We start from the raw sequence: 16,999 nt of genomic DNA, 5'->3' as shown, positions 1-16,999 counted from the left end.
AGGTATTAGGAGGAGATGATGGATTCTATTTATGGGATTGTGCCGCCAGTGGTGACGCCGTTTCGAGAGGATGACGCACTTGATGAGGGGGCGTTTCGAGCGGAAATTCAGTATATGATTGAGACGGCGAAGGTGCATGGGTTGGCGGTGACGGGGAGTACGGGCGAGGGGCATACGCTCGGAGATGATGAGGTGAGGCAGTTGACGCAATGGGCGGTGGAGGAAGCCGATGGGCGAGTGCCAGTGATTACGGGGGTTATTACGGACAGTACGAAGTCGGCAATTGAGCGGGGGAAGGCTGTGGCCGATTTGGGTCCGGTGGCGTTGCAGGTGACGCCGGTGCATTATTTGTTTCGGCCAGATGATGATGCGATGGTCAGGCATTTTGAGGCGTTGTGTGAGGGGACGGGGTTGCCGGTGATGATTTACAATGTGGTGCCGTGGACGTATTTGTCGCCGGAGTTGTTGACGCGGATTATTGACGCGGTGGAAGGTGTGGTGGGGGTGAAGCAGAGTGCGGGAGATATGAAGTTGCTGGCTGATTTGTTGTTGATGGCAGGAGATCGAGCGCGGATTATGACTGCGGTAGATGCGTTGTTGTATCCGTCATTTGTTTTGGGTGCGCACGGTGCGATTGCGGCGATTTTGACGGTGGTGCCTGAGTTGTGTGTGGCAGTATGGGATGCGTGTCAGGCGGGAGAGCATAAAAAGGCGTTGGATTTACACGAAAAGTTGCTGCCGATTTGGAATGCAATTTTTGATGATAATTTGCCTGCGAATACCAAGTATGCGATGAAGCTACAGGGACGCGATGGGGGTGTGCCGCGCCCGCCAATGCCACCGTCGTCTGTCGAGCAGGAGGGGCAGGTTCAGGCGGCACTGGAGAATGCAGGTGTGATTTAATCCTTTGACTTCAGTCTCAATGGCATTAGCAATGCCAGCCATTCCGAATTCAGGGGCGTGCGTAAGATGATCGCTTTTCCCTGTTCTCTAAATTCCATTGTGATTTCATCGCTGTCTTCAAAGTCCAGCGCATGCAGGATCTGTTTTAGATATGCGAAGTTCACGGCGAATCTGAGTGTGTCTTCTGATGGTGTTTCAAATTTGGCATTGAGGGGGACCTGAAATATCCAATTTGCTACGCCTCCCGGTGAGTCGTCATCTTTCGCGTCGTGGAGGTATTGGAATTTGCCATTGTCCTCGCGGGTATATCCCGTGTCCCGTGAGGTGAGAAAGGTTATGGTTTGGGTCAGTGGCGAGAGATGTAGATCCACCCGGGGGCGATATTGCCACATGTCCGACTCTGGGTGCCGCGCTTCCATGAAATCTTGTAGTAAGTTCAGGGCGTGTGATAGAAGAGTTGACGAGAGGAAAACGCGCATTGTGGGAGTTTCTTGCGGGATGACCTGTTCGTATTTGACATAAGGACCTTCGATCAGGGGTACTTGAAGGGTTGTGCCGTTGCTCTGGATTTCTGCGGTTGTTTCCGCAATTTTCAATGTGGCATGTTCGGGGAGTTGGATGTCTGACCAGGGTCCGATGACAATGGGGGCGGCCAATTCCGAGAGGCTTTTTAAGGTGCGAATGATCATGATATGCCCATTGGTTGCAGTCGCGCGACCGCCTGTGTCGAGACATACGCCCTGCAAGATCGGGCGTTTTTCATCGTCGCTTACAAAACCGATTACTTTTTTGAGCGCGTCCATGTCCGCGCGGTCCAGTTCAGTTGTTTGCATTTGAATATCCGACATTTTGTGTAGCTCTCCTTTCAATTTGAGACGCGCACGCCTCAGACGCCCGCGCACGGTTTCTACCGTGAGGTTCAGGAGGTCGGCTGTTTCCGCGTAAGAATACCCTTTGAAATAGTGATGGGCGATTACTTGGCGATGTTCAGCCGATAGGACGTGAAGCGCGGCGCGCACAACATGTTTGATTTCTTCTTCAGCGTGCGTTGCAGGTTCTGGATAAAATGTTTCTTCCAGTCGCAATTGCACGGCTCGACGGCGATGATGGGAGTTGACCGCATTGCGTACGATGCTGTGTAACCAGGGTCTAAATCGGTCGGGTTTGCGAAGTTGATGCAGATTTTCGTACGCTTTGATAAATACGATTTGGACCAGATCTTCTACGTCGTCAACCAATCGTATGGATCGGGCAATTTGGGCATACACATATCGCGAATAGCGTTGCACCAGAATTGCGAATGCTTTGCGGTCGCCGTCCAGAATTTGAGCGATGAGCGCGCTGTCTTCAATCTGTTCCACGAATGCTCCATGAGAAATCAATACACGCGTGTTTTAATAAAAGACGAGTTTGTATCCCGAAAGTGTCGTATGGACATAAAAAAAACCCCGGATTGTCCGGGGCTTTTGGTTTTATGGGCTGTTAAGCATTGGGACACTTAAAGTCCAGGCCATCCATGATGACTTTTATCTGGTCGGATGGTTTGAAATAATCTGTCGCTGTATAGTTTTCGCCCAGGTCACCCATTAACCGACGGCGGCGAGGTGTCATGCGGGATAGTACTTCTTCGGGACATTTTTCGTAATCGTAAGGTCTGCACCACATTTGTCCATATCGGAAGGTGATGCTGCGCCGCACGACGTCTGTGTGATTTGGTGCGACCGCGTGCCACATGGTATTTGGAAAGATCGCGCAATCTCCCGCTTCGGCAATGAGTTGTATTGCACCGGGCGGTGTTTCATTGCGCGACCCTTTGGGCATTGGGCGGCGATGGCTGCCGGGTACCACACAGAAGTTCGCACAATTTTCGTGTGGTATATCGGTGAGGAAGAACTGTATTTTGAAGTTTAATGGCAGACTGTCTGGCGTGACCCTAATTTGTGCCAGTGAGCGTCCAGCATCGGTGTGCCAGCCGATCAAGTTATCGGTTTTGTCATTTGGATAGCGTACGTAAATTTGCGATCCCATGATCTGGATATAAGGTCCCATCAGGTCGAGGATGGTGCCAAATAAGTTGGGGTGGTCCATTAATCCGTCGATTCGACTCGTTCGGAAGAGCGTTTGGATGATGGTATAGACGCCTTTTTCGAGAACCTCGGGATATTTGGCTTCGTACTTCGCGATCACTTCGTTGGCCGCGTCGAGATAACCCGCTGCTTCGTCTTTGGGGATTACATTTTTGAGATGTAAATATCCCTGCTCCTGCCACTGTTGCCGCATGGATTTACTCACGTGGTTCATGTCAAAGCTCCTGTTTTTTGAATGTTGTTTTAGACCTTGCCTGATTGTGTACAATGAGATATTTTTTCGATGAAATTATCAGAAAACAATATAAAAGGAGGCTTTTATGCTCGTGTTGACAACCCCCAATATTGAAGGGAAAACCATTGATAGCTATCAGGGCATTGTGACGGGTGAAGCTATTTTGGGTGCCAATTTTTTCAAAGATATTTTTGCGAGTCTCCGCGATATTGTCGGCGGGCGTTCAGCCGCGTATGAGTCAGAACTCCGCAGAGCCAAAGATCTCGCCATCGAGGAAATGGTCGAACAGGCACGCGGTATGGGTGCCAATGCCGTCATTGGCGTGGATCTCGACTACGATACGGTTGGCGAGGGCAGTATGCTTATGGTCAGTGCCAGTGGCACGGCTGTTACTTATCGGGATTGAGACGTTCGTTATTTGTATTGTGTTTGGGTAAATTTCGATTCTTTTATTATGGTTTGCGATTCGTAAATGGATCCGCTTCGGAGTGCGCCTGGCCAGGGCATCCGCACGGGTACGGCTTCCACGCGCGGGATGTTGGTCGGTTCACCGCGCACGATTGTTTCATTGAACAAATCCCAGTTGTTCAGGCCCGATAGGGGATATGCGTCGATCGCACAGTATTGAAATAGGAGCAGTCGGCGGGGTTTGTCAGATGTATTGGATACTGATCCGTGCAGCATGCGTACGTGATGGATTGTGATGCCGCCTGCTTTGACCATTACGGGTACGGCACCTTTGTCGCTAAAGGTGGAGTCGGTTACGGCGCCGCAGAAATGGCCGTCGAGGTGATGGTCGTACACTGGCCCTTTGTGCGAGCCGGGAATGACGAGCAAGGGGCCATTTTCTTCTGTCATGTCGTCGAGCACTATGCCCACGGCGAGCAAATCGTCGTTGCTATGCGGATAAAATGCCCAGTCCTGATGCCACTCAACCGGGCTGCCGTAGCCGGGTTGTTTCATGTTGAGCTTGTTGCCATTGCACCGCAGGCCATATCCGATCAATTGCGATACGATGCCTAAAATTTTCTCGTGATGCAGGGTCTTGCGATATACTTCATGGAGCAGGATCGGACTTTTCAGGCGTCTCAGTTTTGGGTTTTCGGGCGTGTGTCCGGGTTCGAGGTCGAATACTTCGGTGTGTTCGGTGACCTCCCGCGATTTTTCCACATATTCATCGGTTATCCGACGCAGGTTATTGACCTCGTCTTCACTGAGCACGTTCTCCACACCGAGATATCCGTGTTCGTGATAAAACGCAATTTGTTTCTGGGTGAGCATGGTTTACTCCTTACTTTTATGGATGGCGGTATTTGTTTCCAAATTTTTTGCGCAGTAAAACCGCGCCTTCTGCACGGTCGGTTTCTGCAAGGCGATCGCAATAGTCTTCGAAAGCTCCCCAGGTGTGCATTGGTCCACCTTCTTGCATGACTGTCCAGAGGGGATCGTTGTCGTAGGGTCGCGGCATGGTTTCCATCATGTGGTCGTGCCAGTTCATGAGGCGATACGCAGCTTCTCGGCATATATCGGGATTTTCAGCCGCTACGTCGCGCATTTCCCAGGGGTCGTCTGATAGGTTAAATAGCAGTTCGCGTGGGTAGAGCCGATATCCATCGTGATAGGTGCGGATGTAAATCCAGTCGTCAAAGCGGACAGCCCGCTGGCATACGTGCGCGCACTGGCTCAGGATCAATTCGCTGCGCCCGGCATCTGTACCTTCGGTGATGACAGGGGCGTAACTTTCGCCATCCCACAACGCCTGTTTTTGCCCGCCTAAAAGATCGGCTAATGTGGGCGCTAAATCAATATTGTAATGCAGGCCCTCGTCTGTGATTCCAGACTGCCCGCCGGGCCATTTTACGATCATCGGTATATGGCAGGTCGCCTGATCGGCTGTTCCGTGTTCGCCGTATATGCCCAGTTCGCCCATGTTTTCGCCGTGATCCGCGCTGATGATGATCGCGGTGTCGTCCAGTACGCCTTTGTCTTCCAATATGCCCACAATGATGGCAATTTGATCATCTACGTACCGGATTGCGGTGTCGTATCCGTCGATCATTCGCCGCAGGTCGTCCATGTTGTCCAGGCGCCCGGGGTGCCGGGGAAAGCGGGGATCGGGACGGTCGTTCCACATCATGATGTCCTGCGCGGTGTGGGGGCCGACGAGTTTTTTGTGTTCTTCCAGCAATTCGGGTGTTAGCCAGGCTGGGAGAGGATCATCGGCAAAGGGTTCGCCGTATTCTGCTGGCGCGCGATAGGGGGTGTGTACATCCCAGTAGTTGATGTGCAAAAACCAGTTGTCGTCCGCGGCATTGTCATTCAGCCATTTTTCGACTACGGGTGTTACTTCTTCGGCTGATTCCATGCCGCCTTTGCCGGTGTTGTGTATTTCGTTGAAGCCCGCGTAAAAATGCCACGCGGCATGCCGCTGTCCAAAGGGGCTAATCATGGATGTTTTTAAGCCTCGACGCTGCAGGAATCCGGCCAGTCCCTCGTTTGCCAGTCGATCTCGAAATCCGCGGTTTGGTCCATTTATTCGCCGCTCTGATGCGGTGCCGCCGTGTCCTACGACGCCCGAATGAATGCCGAATTGCCCGGAGTAAAATGCGGTGCGCGACGGCAAGCAGGGTGCGTCTGTTGTGTAAACTTGATTAAATCGAATGCCTTCGGCTGCTATTTTGTCAATTGTTGGCGATGTGTTGCGGTGATATCCGTAACAGCCCAGGTGTGTGGGATTTAAGGCGTCGAGATCGAGGTACAGGATGCGCATATATGTTCCTTTTCTGTTTTGGTTCGTTCAGGGGATAATTTACCTTTAAAATTGTTTCTTAGCAAGTGTTCCGCGCTGATAATCAGAACCTCTTGACGGATTGGCCTGTTGACATTATTCTGCATCGCACAAACAATAGCGAGGAGGCCGTAGATGATAGAGCCAACAATTTCTCTTTCACAGGAACAAGTCCATTCATTTCACGAGGATGGGTTCCTCGTTCTCAATGCGATTACGACGGAGGAGGAGGTGGAACAGCTTCGGAAAATTTACGATCGGCTTTTTTCGGATCGCACGGGTTGGGATCAGGGGAGTCAGTTTGATCTGGCGGGTACAGATGAGGATGATCAACCACGCCTTCCGCAAATGCTCGGTCCCAGCCGTTTTGCGCCCGAGTTGAAGGATACGCTCTATCTGGCTAATGCGCGGGCGATTGCGCGGCAGTTGCTGGGTTCTGATATGCTCGATAGGAATGGCGAACACATGATTTACAAGCCGCCGCGTATTGGTGCGCCAACGCCATGGCATCAGGATCAGGCGTATCACGATCCTACTATGGCGTACAAAGGTGTAAATTTTTGGATGCCGCTGGACGATGCGACGGTGGAATCCGGCTGTTTGCAGTTTATTCCGGGTAGCCACAAGCTCGATGTTTTGCCGCATCACAGTATTAACCGGGATCCGCGCATTCACGGTCTTGAGGTCGATGATCCCGAACAGTATGCCGCGCGGGCGGTTCCTTGCCCTGTTGCGGCTGGTGGGGCTTCGCTTCACGCGTGTTATATGCTTCACTACGCAGAGCCAAATCGCACAGATGTTCCGCGGAGGGCTTATACGCTTACGTTCAGGACGCCACCCCAGACGCGCGATAAGCCCGTTGATGCATATTGGCAAAAGAACAAACAGACGGCGCGGCAAGCAAGGGCAGATGCGTATCAAACAAGGGGTTCTATGTAGTAGATCAAAAAATCAAAAGGAGATTTTATGAAGGTTCTCGTTACAGGTGCCGCCGGACAGGTCGGTTGCCGGCTGGTGCGCCAGTTGCTCGACCAGAATTGTGAAGTTCGTGGGACCATTCTTTCCGACGATCCCGCGCGCAGCCGTCTCGATGGTGTCGATATTGAGTTGCGCGAGGGGGATTTGACGGATTTATCTTATGTTAAAGATGCCGTCGAGGGCGTGGATGCGGTTATTCATACCGCCAATCTCGTCGGTCCGCATTTTGAGCTCAATAATCAGATCAATATCCAGGTTACACGCGCGTGTGAGGGCGTTGCCGATCGTCTCGAACGCTATGTTTATACCAGTTCTTCGGGTGTGTTTCCCAATAATGGCGAAAATGTTCCGTGTGCTTATCATCCGGTGGATGAATTGCATCCCAAACGGCCGGATGGCGAGTATTCTATGTCCAAGTATTTTGGCGAGGTGATGGCAGAACGCGCGAATCGAGAGACGGGTTTACGCTATTCTATTGTGCGTCCGAGTCACGTTTTGTCCGGGACCAAGATTTTGAATCAGTTTAGCGTTGCGCGCGTGGTCAATTTGTTGAAGAAAAGCCAGGAAAGACCCGGTACGGAACTCTATATGGCCGATGGGACGGAACTGTGGCACGATATTGAAGCGAAGGCGGCGTCTCCGCAGCAACCGTGTAGTATTACGGATGAGGATGGACGCCCCTGGCTTTATCAACCGCAGGATGCCCGCGATATTGCCCATTGTCTGGTTTGTGCGCTGAACTCCGGCGCGGCGCTGGGCGAGTCGTTCAATGCCGGCGCGCCAGAGCCATTTCCTTTTACCGAAGGGGCGCGGTTGATTGGAGAAAGAAGAGGGGTTGAGCCGCTTGAGGTCAGAGTTCCCCTCCAGTACATGTATGACCATGCCATTGGCAAGGCCAAGAGTTTGATTGATTATCGTCCGCAAGGCGATTTGAATACGATGATCGGGTCGGCTTTTGCGTGTGAAGAAGGCGCGACGGACTATATCTGGGATTGAGAAGTTCTAAAGGCGTGTTCTCAAGGCATCTATCAGATTATCCGCTGGGTTGAAGGGCAGTTCTACGGGCCGATGTTCCAGTGCGCTTGTGTAGATTCCCAGGATGATATTGAAGTCGCGCAAGGCGAGGTCCAGGTTCAGGGGATGGATCTTTGTGTCGTTTTCTATCCATTGTAGCATGGCGTCTGTCATGGCGGCTTGTCCGAGTATGTCTTCGTCCGGGTATTCGTGCGTGCCCCGCTCAATGTGGCCATCGATACCTGTTTCCCACGACCACATGGTCCAGTGTACATATCCCCGCGTGCCATAGGCGGCGATGCGCTTGTGGACATTGGTGCGGTCTTCATTTGTTACGCGGGGGGCAAATGGTCCCGAGATGAGTTGGGCGCGTAGGCCATCGGCGTATTCTATTGCTCCGATGCACTGGTCGGGCGCGAAATGTTTTTTGGGCGTGTCTTCCAGGCCGTCTGTGCCAGAGGTTTGTCCCATTACTTTTGTGGGGATGCCGTCTGGATGAAAGGCGGCGATGGCTTGCAGTGCATGGGTGCCCTGATACGCCAGGTTCATGCCGCAGCTCGCTTCGATAAATCGGATGTCGCCGATTTTTCCTTCCTGTACGATATTTTGCAAATGCTGTCTGCGCGGGTGAAAGTGTAGCTGGTGATTTACCGCGATTTTGGTTTTTGCGGTTGTTGTAAAGTTTTTGATTGCGCGCCAGTCTTCTCCTTGAATTGCTATGGGTTTTTCCACGAGGACAGCGGGTACTCCGGCGTTTTCCGCGGCTTCGAATACTTCCAGTCGCACACTGGGCGGGGTATTTACGTGTACCAGGTCCGGTTGTTCTTTTTCAAACATTTCCCGATAGTCTAAATATCGCGTATCGACGTCAAACGTATCGCCAAATGCGTGCAGGTTTTCTTCTGTTCGGGTGGAGATTGCAGCGAGTTTGCCGTGCGTTATGTGTTGATACGCTTCTGCCAATCCCCGCGCGCGTCCGCCGCTTACGCCGATTATTGCACATTTAAGCATTGAGTTCTTCCTCCTTCACGCCCACGGTTTCAATACGACTTTTGCACACGCGCCTGTGGTTTGCAATTCCCAGGCTTTTTGTATGTCTTCGAGTGAGAATGTGTGTGAGATCATCCGATCCAATTTGTCTGTGTTTGCGCGGACGACTTGCATGAGTTTTGGTACGTCTTTTAAGTTGTAATGCCATGAGCCGACGAGTGTGATGCCTTTTCGGATCATGTCCTGGCTGATTCGCAAGGGGGTTTCTTCTCCGCATTCGCCCACGAATGCCACCTGCCCACGCCGTCTCGCCGCGTCGATGCACAACCGGTGTGCAGATACGGCGCCCGAGCAATCTACGGCGGCATCTACACCAATGCCGTTGGTGAGGTCTATTATTTGTTGCAGGGCGTTTTCTTCGAGGGGATCGATTGCTTCGTCTGCGCCCAGTTCGAGTGCTTTTTCGCGCCGATAGGGGTTGATATCTACGGCTATTACGCGCGCGCCCAGGTGTTTGCCGTTGATGACGCCTCCAAGTCCCACGGGACCAAGGCCGGTGACCATGAAGGTGTCATAGGCATTTACTTGCATGCGCTGTATTGCGCCGAATGTGGGTCCCAGACCGCAGCAGGCCATTCCGCCGTGTTCATAAGAGACGTCGTCGGGAATTTTTGGGAGTAGCCAGTCGGGTTTTAAGAGGTATTGTGCCATGGTGGCTCGGCCTTCTTCTCCGCCCGTGAATTCGGCGAAGTTGGCGCTTTGTTGACAGTGGATGTAATCGCCGCTGACACACAATGGGCATGTACCACACGGATATTGGGGCATGACGGCTACGCGGTCGCCGACTGATACGCGCCCGGGTTGGGCGATTTCAACGACTTCGCCGGCTGCTTCGTGTCCCAGAGAGGTGGTTTTTCTGCCGCCTGTAAATCCCTTGTATTCTGTACACATCGGCGCGGCGTGAATTTTTACCAGTACCCAGTTGTCTTTTGGCTTTGGATCTGGTACGTCTATTACGCCGCCTTTGCGTTCACCAAATATTGCTGCTACTTTCATTTTTTACCTCCAGAATGAGGTTGACAGAGGTCATGGATGGCTATTCATTCACATTCAATAGAATATTTTGAACGATAGATTTCACGGAGAATATATCATGGACAAAATCCGAGTGGCATTTATTGGCTGTGGTAATATGTCGTCGCAATTGCAACGGTGCATACCGCTGGTGCCGGAGTTTGAATTTGTCGCTACTTGCGATCTCGTCGAGGAGAAGGCGAGATCAAATGCGCGCAGGTTCGGCGCACTCCGCTATTATACCGATTACGACGAGATGTTCAAGCATGAAGATCTCCACGCTGTTGCCGTTGTGGGCAGGCCAGAGGACAAATTACATCGGGATATCGGCATTGCGTGTCTTCAGCGAGGTTATCATATCTATACCGAGAAGCCGCCCGCGACTACCTCTGAGGGTGCGAAGATGCTGGTCGATGCCTCAGTTGCTACCGGTAAAACAGGGATGGTGGGCACAATGTGGCGGCATGCCCCCGCACATCAGATTGCCAGGGAGTTGATGGACGATGAGGCGTTCGGCAATGCTTGTCAATACCATACCCGCTACATGGCGCCTGGTCCTCGGTTACAGGAGATGGGATCGCCTTTTGCGTGGCCCTTTATGATTGATCAGGTTATCCATCCTACCGATTGCATGCGTTTTTTTATGGGGCAGGTCAGCGAGGTTTTTGCGCTGGGTTCTGTTGATGGTGCGTCTGGTACGGTGTCAATATCCGTTAATTTGCGTTATGAGAATGGTGGCATCGGTACGATGACACTCGGCACGGGTCCGGTTTTGGAGGCGATGATTTTTGTCAAGGGTACGAATAGTCAGGCAATTCAGGTGTTTGAGACGCGCAAGTTGCGCCGTTACCGCGTTCCGACATGGCTCGATTCTGGCGGTGGGTACGCCGATACGCCTACCGAAGAATGGGATCTCAATACCGCATTTCACAGCGTCGGGCGTCCCGGCTATCTCGAAGAGATGCAGCATTGGGCACAGTCGCTGCAAGCCGATATACAGCCTCACTCGAGTCTTGAGGATGCCTATGAGAATATGCGCGTTTTAGAGGCGATTAGCCATAGTGTTGAGACGGGAGAGGTCGTTCAAATTTCCGCATAATTTGTAATAGAGGAATTTTCTATGAATAAACCCATCCGCATGGCCGTGGTCGGTGTTGGGCGCATTGGCGTCTTTCACGCCCGGCATGTTCAAGAACTCGCCCGGGAAACGGGTGTGTGCGAACTCGTCGCTGTGTCCGATACTTATGGCGATACGGCCAGTCGCGTGGCTGCAGAGCTTCAGGCAGATCAGGCGACGGAGATTCACGCGTTTAACGATGTGTCTGATCTTGTAGCGTCGGATTTGATCGATGCCGCGCTTGTTGCGTCACGCACAGAAGATCACGAACGCGATGCGCGAGTACTTGTTGATGCGGGTTGTCGCGTGCTTTTGGAGAAGCCGCTGACCCATTCGCTCGCGTCCGCCGAGGCTTTTGTTGCCGATTTGAATCGGGATCCTAGGCGGAAAAACGCGCTGATGCTGGCTTTTATGCGCCGGTTTGACGCGCCGTTGTTGAGGGCAAAAGCGTTGTTGGAACAAAACGCCATCGGCAATGTTTTCAAGATTGTTTCGGTTCTGGAGGACCCTATTCCACCGCCAGATGGTTATAATAGCGCGGGCTTGCTTACCGATATGGCTGTTCACAATTGCGATGAGATTCTCTGGTTGCTCGGCGGTTCCATGCCCGAATATGTGGCCGCGTTTGGGTCCAATCTTTACAATTGTACTATCAGTACTGTTGAAGAGGATTACGACGATGCTTTTTTACAGATGTGGTTTCCCGGTCGCTTAATTGGTCAGGTTATGGTCAGTCGCAATCACGTTGCGGGATATCGCAATGCGACCTGGATTTATGGCGATGGCGGGGTGATTCACGTGGGGCATTTTCAGGAGGATCCGCACAGGGTTGAGGTGGAGGCGTATGGTCCTGATGGTGTGATTTACAAAGAATCCCTCCCTTTGCGGGATTATGGCTCCGATGTGCCCGTGTTTATCACCCGTTTTGGCGAGTCGTATAAGAATGAGCTCGATTATTTTATTACGCAGTGTATCGACGATGCGCCATTTAGCGTTACGCACGAAGATGGTCTCGATGCGATGCGCGTCGCCATTGCCGGAGGCGAGGCGATATGTCCCAGGGAAGATGCGACGAGGATTCGATGACACAGGTCTAACACGTCACGTCCTTGCCTTCGTTGCCATAGATGGCGAGGCGTTCTTCTGAAGAAATTTCCTCTATGGATCCGGGGATGTAATGCAGTTGCAGGGCGCGGCGACGGCGGTTTGATCGATTCTCCGGGGAGCCGTGGTGCAATCGCCCGTGCCAGAGTAGTACGCCACCGGGTTGCAGGGCGACGGCGGTGATGTGGTTGCGGACAACATCGGTGTCGCAGATTTGCCAGTCGCGTCTTTTGAAATGTATGACGGGACCTGCTCGATGGCTTTGGGGGATGACGTGCATGCATCCATTTTCGGGATCCGCGGGATCGAGGGCAACCCACGCGCTGACGATGCAGGTGTGCATGGGCACGTTAAAGTAGGCGTGGTCCTGGTGCCAGGGTTTTTCGCGTCCAATGCCGGGCGGTTTTAACATGGCCTGGTTGGCAAATAATTTGGGCGGTTCCCCCATGATGCGGGTTAAGATATCTATCAGTTGGGGGTCTTCGCCAAATGCGTTCAGTCGCGGGTCGAATCCGACAAATCGGGTGAGTTTTCGCACGAGTAGTTCGCGCGCGTGACCCTCTGATCGTTTGACCTGTTTGTCGCGTCCGCGCTCGAATTGTACACCCCGGAACTCGCGGTTTTGTCCCGCGATTAATTCTTTTACTGCGGCCATGCCGTCGTTGACCTGTGCGCTGGAATACGCGCTCTGTATTGGCAAAAAGCCCTGTGCGTGAAATTGCGCGATGTGTTCGTCGCTCACGTTTTCAAAGCCGTCAACAGATTCGGCGATGTGGGCGTATTTGTAGAGCGCGGGGTCGTATTCACCAGGCGTGTACGTATCTTGCAGGTTTTCTTTTTTTTCAACCACAACAACCTCCTTTGGAGATCTTATGCTCGACCTCGAACTTATTGAACCGTCAGAAGTTGACCGCGCTGCCGCTGTTTTTCATCGCGATGGGCTTGCGGTTGTGACGGATGCGCTGACCGATGATCAGTTCGCTTTTCTTATGGAGGGCGCGCATCGCGTTGTTGCAGAACAGACGAGCGCGGTTCCGCTGGAGAAGGCGAATAGGGGGTTTGCGCGTTATTCGTTTGGTTCGCAGATCCATCACCCCGAATGGGCGATGCTGGTTGATCTGCCTACTATTCTACCTATTATTGAAGTTATTTTCAATAGTAATCAGTTTGTGTGCAGTGGTGCTGGCGGCGATTATTCGCTGCCGGGTGCAAAAATCCAGCATCTCCACCGCGATATGCCCGATTTGATCAATGATCCCGAGCAGCGGGTGACGATTATGGATGTTCCGGTGCCGTTTATTGTGGTCAATTTTCCGATGATTGATTTTAGTGTGGAGAATGGGGCTACGCGATTTATCCGCGGCACCCATCGCTCGCGCCAGCCGATTCCCAGTCTGGAGGATGAACCCGATTGGATGAAGCATTCCGTGGCTTGCGCGCCGAGCAAGTCGGCGATTTTTCGAGATGTGCGCTGCTGGCACGGGGGGACGCCCAATATGTCTCGGGATGTGCGTATTATGACGAGTGTGGGCTATTACGCGCCCTGGTTTCGCCGACCCGGCCGAGATGGCGAGATGCCCCGCGCGATTTACGATTCTCTGTCAGAGCGCGGTAAAGTTTTGTGCCGATCTATTGTGGCGTTGGATTAAGAAGGAGAAAATGCATGAAATTGGTTGTTCTTTCCTATAGTCACCACGGACGGGGTATGGCGCGTACGGCGCACGGTCTCGGTCACGATATTGTCGGTGTTATGGATGGCGATGCAGGTCCCCGACAACAGTTGGCGGAGGAGTTTCAGTGCCGTGGGTTCGAGTCGGCGGGTGCGTGTCTCGATGCGTGTCAGCCAGATGCGGCACTTGTTGCAGGGAAGCACGTCGAGATGCCGTCTCATGTGCAAGCATGTGTGGATCGCCGCGTTCCCTATCTTCTGGATAAGCCGTTTGCCGATTGTGCCGATCGCTTGCGTCCCGCTGCGGAGGCTTCGGAGAAGTATGGTGTGTTCAGTGCGCTGGTGCTGCCCAATCGCGCGAGCCGAATTGTCCGTGTGGTAAAAGATATGGTGGCAGATGGCAGTTTGGGCGATCTGGTGCTGTACAATAGCAGGTTGAATAATGGGCCTCCGTCCCGCTATGATCCGACGCCGTCAGCGTGGCACAATGATCCGGGTATTTCCGGTGGCGGTTGCTGGGCAGTTGAGGCGGCGCATGGGATTGATACGTTTTTGCAGTTTGTTGGCGATCGGCGTGTTTCCGTTGTTGGTGCGGTGATGTCCAATGCGATGTACAGCCGGGGGGTGGAGGATAGCGGTGTCGGCGTGTTGCGGACGGATGACGGGATTACCGGGATCGTTGAGTCCGGTTATACTTATCCGGCGGGTACGCGCAGTGGGGATCATTTTTTTCGGTTTATCGGTACAAAGGCTTCGGTTTTTGAGCAGTACGGTCGCAATGGCGAGCCTTTGATTGAGGTTCATACGACTGAGGGCGTCCAGTTTAGCGAGGATATTTCGCATGGCGAGCGCATGCAGCGCGTGATGGGTAAAGCGTTAGACGCGAGCCGCGAGGGCAATGCGTTTGAGCCGACGATTGTTGATGCGGTGCGTATTCTCGAGATTCAGGATGCGGTTTATGCCCGTGCGCGACAGGGTGTGATGACTCACGGTCCGCATCCGATGGGGGCGCAAGGTCTGTAAAAAAAGGAGAGTACTATGTCCAAAACGGCTGTTATTTCAGGGGTCGGCTCTGGTTTAGGTGCCGCGCTGGTGAGGAAGTTTGCAGGCGAAGGCTATCAGGTGGGGTTGCTGGCCCGGTCCCCTGATTATATCCAGGAACTGGCTGAAGAACTGCTGCAAGAGGGTGTGAAGGCTCTGGCTGTACCCACGGATATCACCGATCCCCAGCAGGTGATCCAGAGTTTTGCCCGGGTGCGCGAGGAATTGGGCCCGGTTGATGTCCTGATTAACCACGCTGGCAATGCCTCCTGGAAAGATTTTCACGAACTGACCCTGGATGAGTTTGAACTGTCCTGGCGCGTGTGTGCCTACGGCTCCTTTCTGTGTGCAAAGGAAGTGGTCGGCGATATGCTGTCTGCGGGTGGCGGTGCTATCCTTTTCACTGGCGCTACTTCGTCCATTCGGGGCCGGGGAGGTGCCATTGCCTTTAGCAGTGCCAAGTTTGCGGTGCGCGGTTTGGCCTGGGCATTGGCCCGCGAGCTGTGGCCCGAGGGTATTCATGTGGCTCACGTTATCATAGACGGGGTGCTGGATACCCCTCTATTGCACGAGAGAGGGGATGTCGAGGAGAGTGAACCTCTCATGAATATTGACGCCGTGGCCGATGCCTATTGGCGTCTGGTGCAACAGGACAAAGGTGCCTGGGGTTTCGAGATCGATTTGCGGCCCCACGATGAGGGGTTCTTTGAGTGAAGTCAATTGTGGGAATTACATACCAAAGTGCCCATACTATTATACGCCAACAAAACATTTCAGGACAAATAACAAAACCTCGACCATAATTAGTCGAGGTTTTGTTGTGGGGTTATAGATGTACCTTTTCCTATTTGAGATGCCATGCGATAAACCGACAATTTTGAAGTAGCGTGTAATTACTTGACACTTGTTCCAATGCGGGAATGCCGCTTATTGTGATTTGTATATCCTTGTATTGCCCACCTTTAGCTTTACTATGAACCAATGCTGCCATTTGACCGAACAACTTTTGAGATTCTCTATGATTAAAAGATCCCATGTACCCCTTTGAACCAACAAGAATGCTCATCGATACAGTATCACTACCGTATTGATCCTTATTTTGCCCCGTATTCACAATATGTCCTGTTACCGTGATACGCTTACTCTCCGGCGGATAAATATCGCTGTGTAAAATTTGATCTATTTTCTTGGCTTTAATCCGGGCGTCCGTCATAAGATCGTCGTAATTAAGATTGTTACCCGCAGCTACGTAGGCAGCCGCGCTACGACTACCGTCGGTTTTACGTAACTCACGATCTATGCTATCCGTCCGCGCCCGACGCTGCGCTATTAGTTTATCAGTTTCAGAATAGTCAATTTTGGAGTAGTCAGGTCCTTCGCGTCTTTCGGAAATAGTTTCAACAAGAGCGGCGATAGCTATAAGTCCTACAACGATTACAACAAAAAAAGCACTGGCCTTAAAAAGTGGGTGTTTAGGGAATATACTACGATCTAAATCGTGAGGTGACTCGCGGGTATCATTTTGGCTCTCTGTGTAGGCTGAGTATAGCGGTTTTGGGTTTATTGCAATTTTTGGTTTATTCAACTTATTAGAAGTAGATCGTTTTTCTACATTATTTGTAAGGGCCATAGCTAAAGAGATAATCCACCCAATTACTGTCCATCCAAGAAATAGATTGATCACTAAAATGGAAGCCCTATTATTATGACGGGACACATACGCTAAAATGGTCGGAATAGCATAGAATGCCAGCAAAAGTAGAATTTCCATGTAAAAACTCCTCAATTGTGTGAATGTCGCAAGTTATGTCGCAAGTTCAGTGGGCATTTCTCTACATTTGAATGCCCATTACTCCAGAGAAGTCAAGCACCACCACATCACCTGTCATTGCGGCATGGTTTTAGCCGCAATCCAGTGGTTTTGGTTGTCATTACTGTCGTCGTGCCTACGGCGTAGCGATATGGTTTTAAGCCGCTACGAGCAAGCACAATGTCAGTA

Annotated in this window: 17 protein-coding genes; 9 read left to right on the top strand and 8 right to left on the bottom strand. The window is 52.1% G+C overall.

Annotated elements, in window-relative coordinates; translation table 11 throughout:
• The first annotated feature begins 15 nt into the window (after nucleotides 1–15).
• Nucleotides 16–903: a dihydrodipicolinate synthase family protein gene (locus F4Y39_16350; protein ID MYC15294.1), complete on the top strand. Its 888-nt coding sequence runs from the start codon at nucleotides 16–18 to the stop codon at nucleotides 901–903.
• Here the strand turns inward: F4Y39_16350 and F4Y39_16345 are convergent.
• Together F4Y39_16345 and F4Y39_16340 are read right to left on the bottom strand one after the other, a co-directional pair.
• A complete protein-coding gene (locus F4Y39_16345; GenBank protein ID MYC15293.1) occupies nucleotides 900–2,285 on the bottom strand; it encodes a sigma-70 family RNA polymerase sigma factor in 1,386 nt (461 codons plus the stop codon). The genes F4Y39_16350 and F4Y39_16345 overlap by 4 nt on opposite strands.
• A gap of 100 nt (nucleotides 2,286–2,385) precedes the next feature.
• Complete coding sequence (locus tag F4Y39_16340) at nucleotides 2,386–3,204, bottom strand: phytanoyl-CoA dioxygenase family protein (GenBank protein MYC15292.1); 819 nt, start codon at nucleotides 3,202–3,204, stop codon at nucleotides 2,386–2,388.
• A gap of 106 nt (nucleotides 3,205–3,310) precedes the next feature.
• Between F4Y39_16340 and F4Y39_16335 the strand changes: the two genes are divergently transcribed.
• Nucleotides 3,311–3,631: a heavy metal-binding domain-containing protein gene (locus tag F4Y39_16335; GenBank protein ID MYC15291.1), complete on the top strand. Its 321-nt coding sequence runs from the start codon at nucleotides 3,311–3,313 to the stop codon at nucleotides 3,629–3,631.
• Between the two features lie 8 nt (nucleotides 3,632–3,639).
• On the opposite strand, the gene F4Y39_16330 is transcribed toward F4Y39_16335, so the two are convergent.
• Both F4Y39_16330 and F4Y39_16325 read right to left on the bottom strand, forming a co-directional pair.
• A complete protein-coding gene (locus tag F4Y39_16330) occupies nucleotides 3,640–4,506 on the bottom strand; it encodes a phytanoyl-CoA dioxygenase family protein (GenBank protein ID MYC15290.1) in 867 nt (288 codons plus the stop codon).
• Between the two features lie 16 nt (nucleotides 4,507–4,522).
• Nucleotides 4,523–5,995, bottom strand: a complete 1,473-nt coding sequence (locus F4Y39_16325) for a sulfatase-like hydrolase/transferase (protein ID MYC15289.1) — start codon at nucleotides 5,993–5,995, stop codon at nucleotides 4,523–4,525.
• A 153-nt stretch (nucleotides 5,996–6,148) separates the two neighbouring features.
• Here F4Y39_16325 and F4Y39_16320 point away from each other — a divergent pair, with 153 nt between their 5' ends.
• Together F4Y39_16320 and F4Y39_16315 are read left to right on the top strand one after the other, a co-directional pair.
• Nucleotides 6,149–6,952 (top strand): phytanoyl-CoA dioxygenase family protein, encoded by an 804-nt coding sequence (locus F4Y39_16320; GenBank protein ID MYC15288.1) that lies wholly within the window; start codon nucleotides 6,149–6,151, stop codon nucleotides 6,950–6,952.
• A gap of 27 nt (nucleotides 6,953–6,979) precedes the next feature.
• A complete protein-coding gene (locus tag F4Y39_16315) occupies nucleotides 6,980–7,987 on the top strand; it encodes an NAD(P)-dependent oxidoreductase (protein ID MYC15287.1) in 1,008 nt (335 codons plus the stop codon).
• Nucleotides 7,988–7,993: 6 nt separating this feature from the next.
• On the opposite strand, the gene F4Y39_16310 is transcribed toward F4Y39_16315, so the two are convergent.
• Both F4Y39_16310 and F4Y39_16305 read right to left on the bottom strand, forming a co-directional pair.
• Nucleotides 7,994–9,016, bottom strand: a complete 1,023-nt coding sequence (locus tag F4Y39_16310) for a Gfo/Idh/MocA family oxidoreductase (protein ID MYC15286.1) — start codon at nucleotides 9,014–9,016, stop codon at nucleotides 7,994–7,996.
• A gap of 15 nt (nucleotides 9,017–9,031) precedes the next feature.
• A complete protein-coding gene (locus tag F4Y39_16305) occupies nucleotides 9,032–10,051 on the bottom strand; it encodes a zinc-binding dehydrogenase (GenBank protein MYC15285.1) in 1,020 nt (339 codons plus the stop codon).
• A gap of 97 nt (nucleotides 10,052–10,148) precedes the next feature.
• Here F4Y39_16305 and F4Y39_16300 point away from each other — a divergent pair, with 97 nt between their 5' ends.
• Both F4Y39_16300 and F4Y39_16295 read left to right on the top strand, forming a co-directional pair.
• Nucleotides 10,149–11,168, top strand: coding sequence for a Gfo/Idh/MocA family oxidoreductase (locus F4Y39_16300; protein ID MYC15284.1), 1,020 nt, complete (start codon nucleotides 10,149–10,151; stop codon nucleotides 11,166–11,168).
• Nucleotides 11,169–11,189: 21 nt separating this feature from the next.
• On the top strand, nucleotides 11,190–12,272 hold the full coding sequence (locus F4Y39_16295) for a hypothetical protein (GenBank protein ID MYC15283.1): 1,083 nt from the start codon (nucleotides 11,190–11,192) through the stop codon (nucleotides 12,270–12,272).
• 7 nt (nucleotides 12,273–12,279) lie between these two features.
• On the opposite strand, the gene F4Y39_16290 is transcribed toward F4Y39_16295, so the two are convergent.
• On the bottom strand, nucleotides 12,280–13,182 hold the full coding sequence (locus F4Y39_16290; protein ID MYC15282.1) for a phytanoyl-CoA dioxygenase family protein: 903 nt from the start codon (nucleotides 13,180–13,182) through the stop codon (nucleotides 12,280–12,282).
• Between F4Y39_16290 and F4Y39_16285 the strand changes: the two genes are divergently transcribed.
• Genes F4Y39_16285 through F4Y39_16275 form a run of 3 tightly spaced genes read left to right on the top strand, consistent with a single transcriptional unit; the run spans nucleotide 13,163 to nucleotide 15,714 of the window.
• A complete protein-coding gene (locus F4Y39_16285) occupies nucleotides 13,163–13,939 on the top strand; it encodes a phytanoyl-CoA dioxygenase family protein (protein ID MYC15281.1) in 777 nt (258 codons plus the stop codon). The two genes, F4Y39_16290 and F4Y39_16285, sit on opposite strands and share 20 nt — an antisense overlap.
• A gap of 14 nt (nucleotides 13,940–13,953) precedes the next feature.
• Nucleotides 13,954–14,982, top strand: a complete 1,029-nt coding sequence (locus tag F4Y39_16280) for a Gfo/Idh/MocA family oxidoreductase (GenBank protein MYC15280.1) — start codon at nucleotides 13,954–13,956, stop codon at nucleotides 14,980–14,982.
• 15 nt (nucleotides 14,983–14,997) lie between these two features.
• A complete protein-coding gene (locus F4Y39_16275; protein MYC15279.1) occupies nucleotides 14,998–15,714 on the top strand; it encodes an SDR family NAD(P)-dependent oxidoreductase in 717 nt (238 codons plus the stop codon).
• A gap of 130 nt (nucleotides 15,715–15,844) precedes the next feature.
• On the opposite strand, the gene F4Y39_16270 is transcribed toward F4Y39_16275, so the two are convergent.
• Nucleotides 15,845–16,771, bottom strand: coding sequence for a superinfection immunity protein (locus F4Y39_16270; GenBank protein ID MYC15278.1), 927 nt, complete (start codon nucleotides 16,769–16,771; stop codon nucleotides 15,845–15,847).
• Between the last annotated feature and the right edge of the window lie 228 nt (nucleotides 16,772–16,999).

The sequence above is a fragment of the Gemmatimonadota bacterium genome (genome assembly GCA_009838845.1).
In the GTDB taxonomy this organism is placed as follows: domain Bacteria; phylum Latescibacterota; class UBA2968; order UBA2968; family UBA2968; genus VXRD01.
Note: the sequence above shows the minus strand (reverse complement) of the source record. Positions and strands in the feature narration are given on the sequence as shown.